The sequence below is a fragment of the Pseudarthrobacter sp. TAF60_1 genome (genome assembly GCF_052113505.1).
Lineage (GTDB): Bacteria > Actinomycetota > Actinomycetes > Actinomycetales > Micrococcaceae > Arthrobacter.
Window position 1 is genome coordinate 120,249 of the sequence record NZ_JBFRDI010000003.1, and the last position, 15,671, is coordinate 135,919.

The 15,671-nt window shown below is 64.2% G+C and carries 15 protein-coding genes and 1 pseudogene; 10 read left to right on the top strand and 6 right to left on the bottom strand.

Going from position 1 to position 15,671, the window contains the following annotated elements:
• Positions 1-7: 7 nt before the first annotated feature.
• On the top strand, positions 8-1,714 hold the full coding sequence (locus AB4Y73_RS04120) for a dipeptide ABC transporter ATP-binding protein (RefSeq protein ID WP_441868869.1): 1,707 nt from the start codon (positions 8-10) through the stop codon (positions 1,712-1,714).
• Positions 1,715-1,777: 63 nt separating this feature from the next.
• Here the strand turns inward: AB4Y73_RS04120 and AB4Y73_RS04125 are convergent, their stop codons facing one another.
• Positions 1,778-2,344, bottom strand: coding sequence for an SGNH/GDSL hydrolase family protein (locus AB4Y73_RS04125; protein ID WP_441868872.1), 567 nt, complete (start codon positions 2,342-2,344; stop codon positions 1,778-1,780).
• Between the two features lie 538 nt (positions 2,345-2,882).
• Here AB4Y73_RS04125 and typA point away from each other — a divergent pair.
• On the top strand, positions 2,883-4,811 hold the full coding sequence (gene typA, locus AB4Y73_RS04130) for a translational GTPase TypA (protein ID WP_441868875.1): 1,929 nt from the start codon (positions 2,883-2,885) through the stop codon (positions 4,809-4,811).
• 97 nt (positions 4,812-4,908) lie between these two features.
• Here the strand turns inward: typA and AB4Y73_RS04135 are convergent, their stop codons facing one another.
• Positions 4,909-5,154, bottom strand: coding sequence for a putative acetyltransferase (locus AB4Y73_RS04135; RefSeq protein ID WP_441868878.1), 246 nt, complete (start codon positions 5,152-5,154; stop codon positions 4,909-4,911).
• A 135-nt stretch (positions 5,155-5,289) separates the two neighbouring features.
• On the opposite strand from AB4Y73_RS04135, the gene fdxA reads away from it, so the two are divergent.
• From fdxA to AB4Y73_RS04150, 3 genes are all read left to right on the top strand, one after another.
• A complete protein-coding gene (fdxA, locus tag AB4Y73_RS04140; RefSeq protein WP_441868881.1) occupies positions 5,290-5,616 on the top strand; it encodes a ferredoxin in 327 nt (108 codons plus the stop codon).
• A gap of 14 nt (positions 5,617-5,630) precedes the next feature.
• Positions 5,631-6,779 (top strand): succinyldiaminopimelate transaminase, encoded by a 1,149-nt coding sequence (gene dapC / locus AB4Y73_RS04145; RefSeq protein ID WP_441868884.1) that lies wholly within the window; start codon positions 5,631-5,633, stop codon positions 6,777-6,779.
• A 228-nt stretch (positions 6,780-7,007) separates the two neighbouring features.
• Positions 7,008-8,291 carry a citrate synthase gene (locus AB4Y73_RS04150; RefSeq protein ID WP_441868887.1) on the top strand — a complete coding sequence of 428 codons (1,284 nt, stop codon included), beginning with the start codon at positions 7,008-7,010 and terminating at the stop codon, positions 8,289-8,291.
• 54 nt (positions 8,292-8,345) lie between these two features.
• On the opposite strand, the pseudogene galE reads toward AB4Y73_RS04150, so the two are convergent.
• Positions 8,346-9,248: pseudogene (gene galE, locus AB4Y73_RS04155) on the bottom strand (UDP-glucose 4-epimerase GalE); the annotation flags it as partial.
• Between the two features lie 64 nt (positions 9,249-9,312).
• On the opposite strand from galE, the gene AB4Y73_RS04160 reads away from it, so the two are divergent.
• Positions 9,313-9,924 carry a TetR/AcrR family transcriptional regulator gene (locus tag AB4Y73_RS04160; protein WP_441868890.1) on the top strand — a complete coding sequence of 204 codons (612 nt, stop codon included), beginning with the start codon at positions 9,313-9,315 and terminating at the stop codon, positions 9,922-9,924.
• A gap of 93 nt (positions 9,925-10,017) precedes the next feature.
• A complete protein-coding gene (locus AB4Y73_RS04165) occupies positions 10,018-10,629 on the top strand; it encodes a hypothetical protein (protein ID WP_441868893.1) in 612 nt (203 codons plus the stop codon).
• 39 nt (positions 10,630-10,668) lie between these two features.
• On the opposite strand, the gene AB4Y73_RS04170 is transcribed toward AB4Y73_RS04165, so the two are convergent.
• Positions 10,669-11,409: an aquaporin gene (locus tag AB4Y73_RS04170; RefSeq protein WP_441868896.1), complete on the bottom strand. Its 741-nt coding sequence runs from the start codon at positions 11,407-11,409 to the stop codon at positions 10,669-10,671.
• Positions 11,410-11,454: 45 nt separating this feature from the next.
• On the opposite strand from AB4Y73_RS04170, the gene AB4Y73_RS04175 reads away from it, so the two are divergent.
• Positions 11,455-12,129: an arsenate reductase/protein-tyrosine-phosphatase family protein gene (locus tag AB4Y73_RS04175; RefSeq protein WP_441868899.1), complete on the top strand. Its 675-nt coding sequence runs from the start codon at positions 11,455-11,457 to the stop codon at positions 12,127-12,129.
• A 21-nt stretch (positions 12,130-12,150) separates the two neighbouring features.
• The gene (locus AB4Y73_RS04180; RefSeq protein ID WP_441868902.1) at positions 12,151-12,570 is read left to right on the top strand and encodes an arsenate reductase ArsC; all 420 of its coding nucleotides are present in this window, start codon (positions 12,151-12,153) and stop codon (positions 12,568-12,570) included.
• Between the two features lie 26 nt (positions 12,571-12,596).
• Here the strand turns inward: AB4Y73_RS04180 and AB4Y73_RS04185 are convergent, their stop codons facing one another.
• Both AB4Y73_RS04185 and dapD read right to left on the bottom strand, forming a co-directional pair.
• Entirely contained in the window at positions 12,597-13,448 is an 852-nt protein-coding gene (locus AB4Y73_RS04185) for a hypothetical protein (RefSeq protein ID WP_441868905.1), read from the bottom strand.
• A gap of 4 nt (positions 13,449-13,452) precedes the next feature.
• On the bottom strand, positions 13,453-14,481 hold the full coding sequence (gene dapD / locus AB4Y73_RS04190; RefSeq protein ID WP_441868908.1) for a 2,3,4,5-tetrahydropyridine-2,6-dicarboxylate N-succinyltransferase: 1,029 nt from the start codon (positions 14,479-14,481) through the stop codon (positions 13,453-13,455).
• Between the two features lie 50 nt (positions 14,482-14,531).
• On the opposite strand from dapD, the gene dapE reads away from it, so the two are divergent.
• The gene (gene dapE / locus AB4Y73_RS04195) at positions 14,532-15,668 is read left to right on the top strand and encodes a succinyl-diaminopimelate desuccinylase (RefSeq protein WP_441868911.1); all 1,137 of its coding nucleotides are present in this window, start codon (positions 14,532-14,534) and stop codon (positions 15,666-15,668) included.
• Positions 15,669-15,671 lie beyond the last annotated feature (3 nt).

A 15,671-nucleotide genomic window follows, 5' to 3' on the forward strand; every position in this document is an offset into this window, starting at 1 on the left:
CAAAGAGATGACTACTCCCGAAATCAACATCGACGAGGCCGGCCCCGCGGGCCTAAAGCCTTTGCTGGAAATCCGCGACCTGGCCATTACGTTCAAGACCGGCGGCGGTGACGTCCAGGCAGTACGTAATGCGCACCTGACCATGATGCCCGGTGAGACCGTGGCCATTGTGGGCGAATCAGGCTCCGGCAAATCCACCACCGCGCTTGCCGCCATCGGGCTCCTGCCCACCAACGGCGCGGTGTCGGGCGGGCAGATCCTCCTTGACGGGGAGGACATAGCCCATGCCTCCGAAAAGCGGATGATCGAACTGCGCGGCAACACGATTGGCATGGTCCCGCAGGATCCCATGTCCAACCTGAACCCGGTCTGGAAGATCGGCTACCAGGTCAAGGAGACACTAAGGGCCAACGGGCAGCCCAGCGGCCCGGACGACATCGCCAAGGTGCTGTCCGAGGCGGGCCTCCCGGACGCCCACCGGCGCGCCAACCAGTACCCGCACGAGTTTTCCGGCGGTATGCGCCAACGTGCGCTGATCGCTATCGGGCTGTCCTGCCAGCCGCGACTGCTCATCGCGGATGAGCCGACGTCGGCCCTGGACGTCACCGTCCAGCGGCAGATCCTGGATCACCTGGAAACCATGACCACTGAGCTCGGCACGGCCGTCCTGCTCATCACCCACGACCTGGGTCTGGCCGCTGAGCGGGCAGACAAGGTGGTGGTGATGTACCGGGGCCAGGTTGTGGAAGCCGGTCCTTCCCTGGAGTTGCTCCGGAACCCGCAGCACCCCTATACCAAGCGACTGGTCGAATCCGCCCCTTCGCTGGCAAGCCGGCGTATTCAGGTCGCCAAGGAACAGGGTGTGGAAGCGTCAGACCTGTTGGCCCCCGCGGCCGAGGCAACTGCCGCGGATAACATCCTGCAGATCCAGGACCTGCGGAGGGTCTACAAACTGCGTAGCGGCTTGGGGAAATCGACGGACTTTGCAGCCGTCGACGGCGTGAGCTTCGACGTCAAGCGGGGAACCACCACCGCCATTGTGGGGGAGTCCGGTTCGGGCAAGTCCACTGTGGCCAGAATGGTCCTGCAACTCGAAAAGCCTACCGAAGGCAGGATTCTTTTCGACGGCGTCGACACGTCACTGCTCAAGCCCAAGGAACTCTTCAAGTTCCGGCGCCGGGTGCAGCCGATCTTCCAGGACCCGTACGGTTCGCTGGACCCGATGTACAACATCTTCCGGACCATCGAGGAGCCGTTGCGGGTCCACAAAATTGGTGACGCTGCAAGCCGCGAAAAGAAGGTCCGCGAACTCCTGGACCAGGTGGCTTTGCCTCAGTCGACCATGCAGCGGTACCCGAATGAACTTTCGGGCGGCCAACGTCAGCGTATTGCCATTGCCCGGGCCCTTGCACTGGACCCGGAAGTGATCATTTGCGATGAGGCCGTATCCGCTTTGGACGTGCTGGTCCAGGCACAGGTCCTGAATCTCCTGGCCGATCTCCAGGCCAATCTGGGGCTGACCTACCTCTTTATTACCCATGACCTTGCGGTGGTCCGGCAAATAGCTGACCACGTGTGTGTGATGGAAAAGGGGAAGCTGGTGGAAACGGGCTCCACGGACGACGTTTTCGAATCGCCCCGGCAGGACTACACCAAGGCACTGCTCAACGCCATTCCCGGGGCGAAGCTTATGCTTCCGCCGGAAGTGGCCTAAATAGTAGGGCCTGTCAGGGAAAGTAGGAGCCGGTGCCCGGAAGGGCGCCGGCTCCTGTTCCGTCTATAACTGGAGATCGAGTTTCCGGAGGCTGTCGCCGAGCAGGGAGCCCAGTGTCTTTCGGCCGGAGGCGTTCACGTGTACGGCGTCTGCCATATTCTTGGTGAGGTTGTACTTGGTCAACCAGTCACCCACGCCTACAAACGGTATGCCGTGCTTGGCTGCCAGGCTTCCCAGGAGTGCATCCACCTGTGCCCTGCGTCCGCCCCCGTAGTTTGTTCCGCGGGCCAACGTTCCGATCATGGCGAGCCGGCTGTCAGGGTAGCGGTCCCTAAGGGCGCCGATCAGACGGTCCGCATTGGCCACTATCTGCGCGTCCGTAGCGCCTTGGGCTGCATCGTTGCCGCCCCCTTGGATCACAATCAGGGCCGGGGTTCCGTAAGGAAGCTTCCAGTCGCCCCGTTCCAGGGCATCGATGTAGTTGCCTGTCTTTCCATTTGCCGCCACAAAGCCGGTTCCGCCCAGGCCGCAGAATTGGACCTTGTAGCCAACGGCGGCCAGGCCAAGCCGCGGCCAGCCGTCGGCGGGTTCGGATTGTGAGTCGCCAATGAGCAGGGCGGTGTGCCTCATGTCCGGGACCACCACTTCGTCGCGGCCGCTGGCGCGATTACGGACAACCGAACCGGGCGGGAGGGCATCCGGATCAGCCCCGCGAGCTATGTAGCCACTGGCAGTCCCGCCCGCGGCGCCCGGCCCAGCGGCAGCAGGCGCACCGGCCGTTGCCGCGGGCGGCTGCGTGGCGGACGAAGCAGGGGGTGAAGGTGGCAGCCCGCAGCTGCAGAGGAGGACGCCGGCAGCGATTCCCGATGCGACTAAGCGGGACAGAGCCGAGGCTTTTTGCATCAGTGGTTCTCCGGGCTTGAAGTATCACAGCAATAATGAAGCATCAAGTCACGAAAATCCAGTGACTTTGCCCACTCCATAGCTGCATCCGGCAAAGATTTGCCGAGTCTGCCGGTAGTGGGGCCTCGGTGGATTTTTAGGCGCCTTAGGCCGCAGCGTTTAGAATAATGGAAGGCGCCCTGTGTTAATGGGCCAATCCGTCGTGGACTCCGGTTGGAAATGCGGCGAAACAACAGCTGACTCACACTGAATCGAGCAATAACGCATGTCTGAAACCACCACCAACACTGCGGTAGCCACTGCATCACGCAGTGACCTGCGTAACGTCGCGATCGTGGCCCACGTTGACCACGGCAAGACCACACTGGTCGATGCCATGCTCAAGCAGACCAACTCTTTTGCCGAACACAACCACCTCGAAGACCGTGTCATGGACTCCGGTGACCTGGAGCGCGAAAAGGGCATCACCATCCTGGCCAAGAACACCACGGTGGCCTACAACGGACCTTCCTCCAACGGTGAAACCATCACCATCAACGTGATCGACACCCCGGGCCACGCCGACTTCGGTGGCGAGGTGGAGCGCGGCCTGTCCATGGTTGACGGCGTTGTTCTGCTTGTTGACGCTTCCGAGGGCCCGTTGCCGCAGACCCGCTTCGTGCTGCGTAAGGCACTCGCCGCGCACAAGCCGGTTATCCTGCTGGTTAACAAGACTGACCGCCCCGACGCGCGTATCGAGGAAGTTGTCCACGAGTCCATGGACCTGCTCCTGGGCCTCGCCTCGGACCTCGCCGACGAAGTTCCGGACCTGGATCTGGACAAGATCCTCAACGTCCCGGTCGTCTACGCAGCAGCCAAGGTTGGCCGCGCCTCTTTGGACCAACCCGCCGACGGCTCAGCTCCGGACAACGAAGACCTTGAGCCGCTGTTCAAGACCATCATTGAGCACATCCCGGCCCCGACCTACAACCCGAACGGCGTCCTCCAGGCACACGTGACCAACCTGGACGCTTCGCCGTTCCTGGGCCGTCTCGCGCTGCTCCGTATTTACAACGGCACCCTCCGCAAGGGTCAGACCGTTGCCTGGGCCCGCGCCAACGGCGAAATGAAGACTGTCAAGATCACCGAACTGCTGGCCACCAAGGCGCTGGACCGCGTTCCGGCCGAGTCTGCAGGGCCGGGCGAAATCGTCGCCGTCGCCGGCATCGAGGAGATCACCATCGGTGAGACCCTCACCGACGTCGACAACCCGCAGCCGTTGCCACTGATCACGGTTGACCCGCCGGCAATCTCCATGACCATCGGTATCAACACCTCCCCGATCGCCGGTAAGGTCAAGGGCCACAAGGTCACTGCACGCCAGGTGAAGGACCGTCTGGACAAGGAACTGATCGGTAACGTTTCCCTGAACGTTCTGCCCACCGAGCGTCCCGACGCTTGGGAAGTTCAGGGCCGTGGCGAATTGGCTCTGTCCATCCTCGTTGAGCAGATGCGCCGTGAAGGCTTCGAGCTCACCGTTGGTAAGCCGCAGGTAGTGACCAAGACCGTTGAGGGCAAGGTTCACGAGCCGATGGAACACATGACCATCGACGTTCCCGAAGAATACTTGGGCGCCGTGACTCAGCTGATGGCCTCCCGCAAGGGCCGCATGACCAACATGGCCAACCACGGTACCGGCTGGTGCCGTATGGAATTCATCGTTCCGGCCCGTGGCCTGATCGGTTTCCGCACGCGCTTCTTGACCGACACCCGCGGTGCCGGTATCGCTTCCTCGCTGGCCGAAGGCTACGAGCCGTGGGCCGGCCCCATCGAATACCGCACCAACGGTTCGATCGTGGCTGACCGCTCAGGCGTTGTCACCCCGTTCGCGATGATCAAGCTCCAGGAACGCATGACCTTCTTCGTGCAGCCCACCTCTGAGGTTTACGAGGGCATGATCGTTGGCGAGAACTCCCGCGCCGATGACATGGACGTAAACATCACTCGCGAGAAGCAGCTCACCAACATGCGCGCAGCTTCCTCGGACACCTTCGAAAACATGACGCCGCCTCGCGACCTGACCCTCGAAGAGTCCCTCGAATTCGCCCGCGAAGATGAGTGCGTCGAGGTCACCCCGGAATCCATCCGCATCCGAAAGGTCATCCTGGACGCCGGCGAGCGCGCGAAGGCAAACCGCGCCCGCGCCAAGGTCTAAGCCTGAATTAGCTCACCACTGAAGCTGCCGGTACGGCAGGCGGGAGACCGCCGTCGTACTGGCAGTTTCTTTTTATGCGTGGGAGGAGGCCGCGGGCTCAGTCGCGGAGGCGGGCGCGGCGCCGCGACTGAGCAGGGGGCACTTCCTTGGCGGCAACCACCAGATCCAAGGCGATCACGACGTCGGCCTGCCGCGTCCGGACGGTGCACTCGCCGTCGGCCGTGGCCACCAAGAGGCCTAGCGCGTCCGTCAGACCGCCCTCGATCCGGTACCGGACCACCACCCTGGTTCCGGGCGCGGCAGCGGCCAGGAATTTTTGGGGCGTAGGCTGGACGGGACTCACCAGTTCATACTAGGTCGGCCCGCTAGGTTCGCGGGAACGGGCTGGGAGATAATAAGCTCAGAAGTCAACAGTCCGGATATTGCGCCGGATACAAGTGCCGGCGGTCGCCGGAAACAACGTGGAGAGGCAAGGGACGTGACGTACGTAATCGCGCAGCCGTGTGTAGATGTCAAGGACAAGGCATGTATTGAGGAGTGCCCGGTCGACTGCATCTACGAAGGTGAGCGTTCGCTGTACATCCATCCCGATGAGTGCGTCGACTGTGGTGCCTGCGAGCCTGTGTGCCCGGTTGAGGCCATTTACTACGAGGATGACACTCCCGAGGAATGGGCCGACTACTACAAGGCCAACGTCGAATTCTTCGATGACCTGGGCTCGCCCGGCGGTGCCGCGAAGATCGGCAACACGGGCAAGGACCACCCGATGATTGCCGCGCTGCCGCCGCAGAACCAAGACAACTGAGCCGGGCCGCCCCGGTGACATCAGCGGTGAACACTTTTGGCCTGAGCCTGCCCGATTACCCGTGGGAGGCCATGGCGCCGTACTTGGCGAAGGCTTCAGAGCATCCCGGCGGGGCCGTCAACCTCTCCATCGGCACCCCTGTGGACCCCACGCCGGTCCTGATTCAGGAAGCCCTCAGAGCCGCCGCGGACGCCCCCGGGTACCCCACCGTGCACGGCACACCGGGGCTGCGTGAAGCGATCGCGGCGTGGTTTGGCCGCCGCCGCGGCGTTGCGGGACTCGACCCCAAAAACGTCATGCCCACGGTTGGGTCCAAGGAACTGGTGGCGTGGCTGCCGCTCCTGCTCGGACTTAAGCCGGGCGACGTCGTCGTCCGCCCCAAGGTGGCTTACCCCACTTACGACATCGGTGCCACGCTGGCAGGGGTCACTTCCGTAGCCACGGACCATTTGGACGAGCTCGATGCCGCCACCCTCGCAAGGGTGCGCCTCATCTGGGTCAACTCCCCGGGGAATCCCACCGGAAGCGTGCGGGACGTCGAGTCGCTGAAGGCCTTGGTGGCTCAGGCGCGCGAACTGGGCGCCGTGGTGGCCTCGGATGAGTGCTACGCAGAGCTCGGCTGGGGCTCCTGGGACGCCCAGCGGGGCGGCGAAAAGGTTCCCAGCGTCCTGGATCCCCGTGTTGCCGGAGGGTCCCACGAGGGAGTCCTGGCCGTGTATTCGCTGAGCAAACAGTCCAACGTGGCAGGCTACCGAGCGGCATTCGTGGCAGGCGATCCGGCCATCATGGCCAACCTCATCAACAGCCGAAAGCATGCCGGCATGATCGTGCCCTACCCGGTCCAGGAGGCGATGCGGGTGGCACTGGGGGACGACTCGCACGTGCTGGCCCAGAAGGAGCTCTACCGCGGACGGCGGGAACGCCTGGTGCCCGCACTGCAGCGCTTTGGACTGGAGATCAAGGATTCCGACGCCGGGCTGTACCTTTGGTCCGCCGCGGGGGAGGACACCTGGGTAACCGTGGCGCGCCTCGCAGACTTGGGCATTGTGGTGGGCCCGGGCGTGTTTTATGGCGACGCCGGCAACGGTTTTGTTCGGGTGGCGCTCACTGGAACGGATGAGCGCATCGACGCGGCGGTGGCCAGGTTGACCGCGAGTCGGTAACAATCATGTGACTCGCGTCACAAAGAAGTCGTTTTGGGGGGATTTCGACGGCCGCCGATTAGTGCCACCAGTCCATCGGGCGGTATTTTTTAAGTGACTATCAATGGTGGCTTTCTACAAGAAGGCAGCCCGGGTGTTGGATTTCCTGGATGAACAGGGACAGTGCCACGGCTCACCGGTTGGATCAAGCTTTCGACAGAGGCCCAAGCGCCTCATGAAGGGGACTCCATGACTGAGACCAACAGCGCAACCCTGCACCATGCAGGAGGCGAGCTCAAGCTCCCGCGCATCAAGGTTGTTGAAGGGAACGAAGGCTACGACGTTTCCAAGCTGCTCAAGCAGACGGGCGCAGTCACCTTTGACCCCGGCTTCATGAACACCGCAGCAACCACCTCCGCTATCACCTACATCGATGGCGATGCCGGCATCCTGCGTTACCGCGGATACCCCATCGAGCAGCTGGCGCAGCACTCCAGCTTCCTCGAGGTTTCCTACCTGCTGATCTACGGCAACCTGCCCAGCCCCACGGAGCTGGAAGCATTTGACCAGAAGATCCGCCGCCACACCCTGCTCCACGAAGAGCTCAAGGGTTTCTTCAGCGGCTTCCCCCGCGACGCCCACCCGATGCCCGTGCTGTCATCTGCCGTGTCGGCGCTGTCCACCTTCTACCAGGACTCCCTGGATCCGTTCAACGCCGAGCAAGTGGAGCTCTCCACCATCCGCCTGATGGCCAAGATGCCGGTCATCGCCGCGTACGCGCACAAGAAGTCCATCGGCCAGCCGATGCTCTACCCGGACAACTCCCACAACCTCGTGGAAAACTTCATGCGGCTGAGCTTCGGCCTTCCCGCCGAGCAGTACGAAGTGGACCCGGTCATCGCCAAGGCCCTGGATCTCCTCCTGATCCTGCACGCCGACCACGAACAGAACTGCTCCACCTCCACGGTGCGCCTGGTTGGCTCCTCCAACGCCAACCTCTTCGCTTCGGTGTCTGCAGGCATCAACGCCCTCTTTGGTCCCGCCCACGGCGGCGCCAACGAGGCTGTGCTCAAAATGCTCCGCCAGATCCAGGCCGACGGCACCAAGCCCGAGGACTACATGGAGAAGGTCAAGAACAAGGAAGACGGCGTCCGCCTCATGGGCTTCGGACACCGCGTCTACAAGAACTACGATCCCCGCGCGAAGATCGTCAAGGCCACGGCCCACGAGATCCTCAGCAAGCTCGGCGGCAACGACGAACTTCTCGAGATCGCCCTCCGCCTGGAGGAGAAGGCGCTGAATGACGACTACTTCATCCAGCGCAAGCTCTACCCGAACGTGGACTTCTACACCGGCCTGATCTACAAGGCCATGGGCTTCCCGGAGAAGATGTTCACCGTGCTGTTCGCCATCGGACGCCTGCCGGGCTGGATCGCCCAGTGGCGTGAAATGATCACCGACCCGAACACTAAGATCGGCCGCCCGCGCCAGCTGTACATCGGCGAGCCGGAGCGTGACTACCCGGTCCGCTAATCCCCACCGGTTCAAGTACGACGGCGGCCGGTCACCTTCTTCGCGAAGGTGACCGTCCGCCCAGAATGCGGGAAGGTCACCCGCCCGGCGCTCGGTGATCTCATAGGGGATGGGCTTCCCCACGGCCTTCTCGAAGGACCGCAGGACCTCCAGCACCGAGGAGCCCTTGCCCGAGCCGAGGTTCCAGCGGAACACACCTTCGCGATCCGCGACGTGGTTGAGGGCTGCGACGTGGCCTTCGGCGAGGTCGACGACGTGGATGTAGTCGCGGAGGCAGGTGCCGTCCGGGGTGTCGTAATCGCCGCCGAACACCATCAGCTTCTCGCGGCGGCCGACGGCAACCTGGGCGATGAACGGCACCAGATTGTTGGGGATGCCCTGGGGGTCCTCGCCGATGCGGCCGGACGGGTGGGCGCCCACCGGGTTGAAGTAGCGCAGCAGGGCGATGTGCCAGCGGCTGTCCGCGGCGCCGAGGTCCGACAGGATGTCCTCGATCTGCTCCTTGGTGCGGCCGTAGGGGTTGTTGGCGCCGATCTCCATCTTTTCCACGTAGGGAATGGGGTTGTGCTCGCCATAGACCGTCGCGGAGGAGCTGAAGACGATGGAACGGACGTTGTGGCGGTCCATCACCCGGATCAGGTTCAGCGTGCCCACAAGGTTGTTGTAGTAGTACTTGAGCGGTTCACGGACGGACTCGCCCACGGCCTTGAGGCCGGCGAAGTGGATGACGGCGTCGATCCGGTTCCCGGCGAAGACGCGGTCCACCGCACCCTCATCAACGAGGTCGACGTTATGGAAGTCTGCGGTCTTGCCGCTGAGTTCAGCAACACGCCGCAGCGATTCCTCGCTGGAGTTCACCAGGTTGTCAATCACCACCACGTCGTGACCGGCTTCCTGAAGGGACAAGACGGTGTGCGAGCCGATATACCCGGTGCCACCTGTGACCAGTATTTTCATGCCCCAACGCTATCCCAAATCCGCCGATGGACGGATTCCAGCACGGGTGTGCTAAATAATAGGGGTGCCGAAAATTGTTGATGCCGAAGCCCGGCGCGCGGAAATCGTCGAAGCGGTCTGCAGGATCGTTGCCGTGGACGGCCTGGAACGGGCTTCCCTGCGTGAGGTAGCCGACGAAGCAGGACTGGCGGTCGGGTCCGTCCGGCACTACTTCGCCGGTAGCGACGAACTGCTCAGGTTTTCCTTCGCCGCCGTGGTGGACCGGATTTTGGGAAGGCTCAGGACAGCCCTGCCCAAGATGCTGGCCAGCGAACCCGGCTCTGACGCCCAGCGCGCGGCTGTATTAACCCTGCTGGGTGAATTCCTGCCCTTGGACGAAGACCGTGCCGTGGATGCCTGTGCCTGGATGGCCTTCAAGAATGCGGCCAGGATCCGGCCGTTTCTCGCGGCCGAAGCCGACCGCAGCCACCGCGAGGTGGCCGCCGTCGTCGGGCAAGTGATTACTGCCCTGGTGAGCGACGACGGCGACGGGCACCACTCGCTCACGGTCGAGGCGGAGAGGCTCCTCGCAACGCTCGACGGGCTCTGCATGCACGCTCTCCTCCAGCCCGCATGGATGACGGCGCAGATGTGCCATGACGTGCTGGACCGGCACGTGAGGAGCTTGGCCGGCTGACACTACCGTCCGCCTGCATCGGGAATAGACTGGGAGTCGGGGGAAGCGGAGCGGCCGGAAGCCCTGTAAGGGCAGGCCAGAGGAGGAATTGGGATGCATCAAACAGGCGGTTCCGGCTGGCAGATCACGACGGACACGTCCGGACCCCTGATGATCGCGCTGTTTGTCCGTGACGCGGCAGGCCTGGACGGCGCGGGCCATCCGGCAGTCTCACACGCCGCACCGAAGGTCCGCCATGCCGACCATTCACACCTCACTGCCGAGGTGGGCGGTGTGAAGGCGCTCAAAACCGAGTGGGAAGCCTGGTGGGAGCAACTGCTCAAGGCGCATCCACAGACTTCGCCGGAACTCGCGCCGCCGGACTTTGAGGCCTTCGGCAACTCCCCGGCGCTCCAACGAGTCTTGCAGGCGCATTTCGGTGCCGCCCTGACCTGGGCACGGGAACGCCGCAGCGAATACGCCCGATTGGAGGCGGAGCGGGTAGCCAGCGGTTCGGACCAGCTTTTGGGCGACATGGTGGATGACCGGCTGATGGAGGTAGGCCGGGAGGCGCGTGACTTCGAGCTGACCATCATCGAATTGCCGCTGAATGAACAGCGCGCCTGGTACCTGGAGCCGGACAAGATCATCATGAGTCACAACCTCATGTCACAGCCGGAACTTTTCCGCAGCTACGTGCAGCCGGTCGTGGAAATCCTCGCCTGAGGAATCCGCGAGTAAACGGCGGTTGCCGTTGCGGCCAGGCTAGGAGCTGCTCGAGACGGAAGTGTGCGGCAGGACCGCGTCGTCCGCGGCCCGGGCCGCGGACGGGAACAGCGCCAGCAGCAGCCCGAGCCCTGCGGCCGCCCCTACCAGTTGCGCAATCACAAAGCCGGGAACCGAGGCCGGTGCGATGCCGGCGAAGGTGTCAGTGAAGATGCGCCCAACTGTCACCGCGGGGTTGGCGAACGACGTCGAGGAGGTGAACCAGTATGCGGCGCCGATGTAGGCGCCCACGGCAGGAGCTGCGAGAGCGCCCCGCTTGGTGGCAGCCAGGGCGAAGATCAGCAGGACGAGCCCTGCGGTGGCGACCACCTCGCCGAGGAGATGCCCGGGCGTGGCCCGCTCCTTGACTGAGATGGACGTGCCCACTTCGAACATGGCGTTCGCCATGACACTGCCGCTCATCCCGCCAACGGTCTGGGCAATGACGTATGTGCCGAGCTCCGGCAGGGTCAGCCCGGTTCCGCTGCGCCGGCCCAGGACCCAGTCCACAAGGGACACCGCAGGATTGAAGTGCGCGCCACTGACAGGCCCCAACACGAGAATGAGCACCGTCAAACCCAAGACAGTGGCGGTGCTGTTCTGGAGTAGCTGCAGGCCCACGTCATGGGGGGAGAGCTGCTGGGCGGCGATCCCGGAACCGACGACGATCATCACGAGCAGACTGGTGCCAATCAGTTCGGCGGAGGCGCGGCGCCACAGCGGTGGTTCTTGAGAAGTCATGGCAACAGCTTGACGGAAAGAATTAGCTCAGTCAAAATTGGACCAATGGATACTGACCAAGCTGATGTCTTCCGTGCGCGCGTCGCCAAGCACGCGGCCCTGGCGGATCCCGCGCGGCTGCGCATCGTGGACCTGCTGACCCTGGGAGACCTTTCCCCGACGGAACTGCAGGCCGAGCTGGGGATGCCCTCAAACCTGCTGTCCCATCATCTGCGCACGCTGGAAGGCTCGGGCCTCGCAGTACGTCACCGTTCAGAGGCGGACAAGCGCCGCAGTTACATCCGGCTCGCCGCGGGCGCGCTGGATGGGCTGGCCCCCGGCGGCGAACACTCAGCCCGCCGCGTTCTCTTTGTCTGCACCCGCAACAGTGCCCGGTCCCAACTCGCCACTGCGCTTTGGCAACAGGTGAGCGACATTCCGGCAACGTCAGCGGGAACCCATCCTGCGGACGGCATCGCCTCAGGTGCCATTAGTGTGGCGAGCCGCCACGGCGTCGCTCTTGCGGACGTCCGGCCTCGCCGGCTCGATGAAGTGGCCCATGACGATGACTTTGTGGTGAGCGTGTGCGATAACGCCCACGAGGGAATCCCCAACCTGGGTGGAATACACTGGTCCGTCCCGGATCCGCTTCGGCTGAACACTGAACTCGCCTTCGAAACCGCCTACGCCGAGATCGCCAGCCGCGTCAATGACCTCGCACCCCGCCTGCACGCCGCCTAAACCCCTACAGGAGAAAACCACGTGAGCACCGAGACCGCCAAGAAGCCATCTGTCCTGTTCGTCTGCGTCCACAACGCAGGCCGCTCCCAGATGGCCGCAGCCTTTCTCACCACTCTGGCCAAGGGCAACATCGAGGTCCGCTCCGCCGGATCCCAGCCTGCCGACAAGGTCAACCCGGCCGCCGTCGAGGCCATGGCCGAGCTCGGCATCGACATGTCCGCCGAGATCCCGAAGGTCCTTACCACGGCGGCCGTAAAGGAGTCCGACGTGGTAATCACCATGGGCTGCGGTGATGAATGCCCGTACTTCCCCGGCAAGCGCTACGAAGACTGGGTTCTGGAAGATCCGGCCGGGCAGGGTGTGGACGCCGTCCGCCCCATCCGCGACGAGATCAAGACCCGCATCGAAGGGCTCATCGACTCCCTCATCCCGGCCGCCTAGCCCCTCGAAACGGTCCGGGAGATCCGCTACGCCGCAGGCGCCACGGTGATCCTGACCTGCCCATCCGGGGCGTCCGATACTTCCCAACCTGACTGGTCCTTGCGGAGCCAGCTGTGGCCGGCTACATCCACCTGGGTCACGGCCAGATCCTTGGCGTTGGCCACGGCCCACTGCGCAACGGACCAAGCCTGGCCGTTACTGGCTTCAACAACCAGCGACTCGCCTTCGACAGCGGTCGCCAGCGCTCCATAGGCCTGGGCCAGCTCCGAGTCCACCGTTTCCGGTTGGCCCGCTCCCAGGGGTGCCCGCAGCGTGCATTGAAGCGCCTCCGGAGTCTGGCCGGTTAATGCGGACGCGAAGGACCGGCCCATCACCTCGTGCTGGGCATAGGCGGTTGGAAATGCCGAGCGCTGGACGCGCTGGGCGGCGTCGGTAATATCGAGGGACTCATAGCCAGGTATTTTGACCAGGGCGTCGTAAAAAGCGTTGGCCGCATAGTACGGATCCATGATCTGTTCCTGACTGCCCCATCCCTGCGACGGGCGTTGCTGGAACAGTCCGCGGGAATCAGGGCCGGCGAGGTCGCCGTGTTCAATGTTGCGCAATTTGGATTCCTGCATGGCGGTTGCCAATGCGATGCTGGCTGCCCGTGCCGGCAGTCCCCGCCGGACGGCCACTGCGGCAATTAGCGAGGCATTGGCCGTCTGGTCGGTTGCGAGTTCCGCTGACTGAGTGCCGACGTCGGCCGTGCAGCGTTCCGTAACCAGTTTCTCGGAACGCTGCACGAATGCCACCACCGTGTAGATACCGCCGGCCAAGAGCGCCAGGGCGAGCAGGAGCACCGTGGCACGCCGGAAGCCACTACCCCTGGCTAGCACCGCGTCAGTTGGCGTGGAGTGCGTCGTTCAGTTCCACAGTCTGCCCCTTGCGCGGCAAGGCTTCGACGGCGCCTGTGGTGGAGTTGCGCCGGAAGAGCAGGTTGGGGACGCCGGAGAGCTCTGCCGCCTTCACGATCTTGGTGGTGTCTTCGCCCACTTCGTCCTTGGGTCCGGGAACGCGAACGCGCGTGCCGGCGGTCACGTAGAGGCCTGCTTCCACGACGGAGTCATCGCCAATGCTGATGCCGACGCCGGAATTGGCGCCCAGCAGGACGCGATCACCGACGGCGATCCGCTCCTTGCCACCCCCTGAGAGGGTGCCCATGATGGAGGCGCCGCCGCCCACGTCGCTGCCGTCCCCGGTGACCACACCGGCGGAGATGCGGCCTTCGACCATGGACGCGCCCAGGGTGCCGGCGTTGAAGTTCACGAAGCCTTCGTGCATCACTGTGGTGCCTTCGGCGAGGTGGGCGCCGAGGCGGACGCGGTCGGCGTCGGCGATCCGGACACCGGAGGGCACGACGTAGTCCACCATGCGCGGGAACTTGTCGATCCCGTAGACGGTCACGGCGCCGCGGCGGCGAAGTTTGGCGCGGGTCAGTTCGAAGCCATCCACGGCGGCGGGGCCGAAGTTGGTCCAGACAACGTTGGGGAGCTTACCGAAGATGCCATCCAGGTTGATGGTGTTGGGCCGGGCCAGCCGGTGGGAGAGGAGGTGGAGGCGAAGGTAGGCGTCGGCGGTGTCGGCCGGGGCTTCATCAAGGTTAATCTGGACGAAGACCACCTTCTGTGCGGTGCCGCGGTCCGCGTCGGTGCCGTCCTGGGCGAGCTGGAGAAGGGTTGCGTCCGCATTCTCCACGGCACGCAGGCTGTCGGCTGCGATGCCCAGGGCCGGTGCCGGGAACCAGACGTCCAGGACAGTGGCGTGTCCGGCGGACGTGGCGATGGTGGCCAGGCCGAAGCCGTAAGCGGAGCGGTCTTCGGAGGTCGTGTTCTGGTCTTCGGGCACGGCGGAAGTAGCAGTCTCAGTCATGCCCCCAGTCTAGCGAGGGCCGGGCATACGGTTCGAACTAGACTGGCAACGTGACTGCCGAAACCGCCCCTGAACCGACCCCCGTTCCTTTGGACCTCCGCCAGGACGTCGCGGTGCTGACCGCCGCCCTGATGGACATCAACAGTGTGTCCGGTAACGAGAAGGTGCTGGCTGACGCCGTGGACCTTGCTCTCCGTGCCATTCCCCAGCTCCGCGTTGTCCGCGACGGTGATTCTATTATTGCCCGCACAGAACTGGGGCTGCCGGAACGCGTCATCCTGGCCGGGCACCTGGACACCGTGCCGTTGCCCACCACCGAAGGCGCCCGGGGCACTGTCCCGTCGACGTGGGAATCCGGCATTCCGGGAAAGGGCGTCCTCTACGGGCGCGGAGCCACCGACATGAAAGGCGGGGTTGCGGTGCAGCTCGCGCTTGCGGCCACAATGTTCGACGGCGGGGCGTCGCCCCAGCGGGACGTCACCTTTGTGTTTTATGACCATGAGGAAGTGGAGGCGGTGAAGAGCGGCCTGGGCCGCTTGGTCCGCAACCACGGCGACCTCCTGGACGGCGACTTTGCCATTCTCCTGGAACCGACGCACGGCACCGTGGAAGGTGGCTGCAACGGCACGAGCCGTTTCGAAGCCACCACGGTGGGGGAGGCGGCCCATTCCGCCCGGGCCTGGATGGGCAGCAATGCCATCCATGCCGCCGCGCCGATCCTCGCCAGGCTGGCAGCATACACACCGCAGACCATCAACGTGGACGGCCTCGACTACCGGGAAAGCCTCAACGCCGTGAAGATCAACGGCGGCACCGCTGGTAACGTCATCCCGGACCGGTGCGTGGTGGAAATCAATTACCGCTTCGCTCCGGACAAATCCCCGGACCAGGCTGAGGCTGTAGTCCGCGAACTGCTGGCCGGCTTCGAGGTGGTGCGCACCGACGCTGCCGCCGGCGCCCGGCCGGGACTGAACCACCCTGCTGCGGCGTCCTTTGTGGCGGCGGTCGGTGCCGAGCCCAAACCGAAATACGGTTGGACCGACGTCGCACGCTTCAGCGAACTGGGCATCCCGGCGGTGAACTTCGGCCCCGGCGATCCGCTGCTGGCCCACAAGGATGAAGAGCACGTCGACGCCGATGCCATCCGTGAGTGCCTGCGGGCGCTGCGGAGCTGGCTGGCGGACTAGCAG

Coding starts and splice junctions, on each gene's coding strand:
- AB4Y73_RS04120 (WP_441868869.1), top strand. CDS start 8: ATGACTACTCCCGAAATCAACATCGACGAGGCCGGCCCCGCGGGCCTA.
- AB4Y73_RS04125 (WP_441868872.1), bottom strand. CDS start 2,344: ATGAGGCACACCGCCCTGCTCATTGGCGACTCACAATCCGAACCCGCC.
- typA (WP_441868875.1), top strand. CDS start 2,883: ATGTCTGAAACCACCACCAACACTGCGGTAGCCACTGCATCACGCAGT.
- AB4Y73_RS04150 (WP_441868887.1), top strand. CDS start 7,008: ATGACTGAGACCAACAGCGCAACCCTGCACCATGCAGGAGGCGAGCTC.
- AB4Y73_RS04165 (WP_441868893.1), top strand. CDS start 10,018: ATGCATCAAACAGGCGGTTCCGGCTGGCAGATCACGACGGACACGTCC.
- AB4Y73_RS04170 (WP_441868896.1), bottom strand. CDS start 11,409: ATGACTTCTCAAGAACCACCGCTGTGGCGCCGCGCCTCCGCCGAACTG.
- AB4Y73_RS04175 (WP_441868899.1), top strand. CDS start 11,455: ATGGATACTGACCAAGCTGATGTCTTCCGTGCGCGCGTCGCCAAGCAC.
- dapD (WP_441868908.1), bottom strand. CDS start 14,481: ATGACTGAGACTGCTACTTCCGCCGTGCCCGAAGACCAGAACACGACC.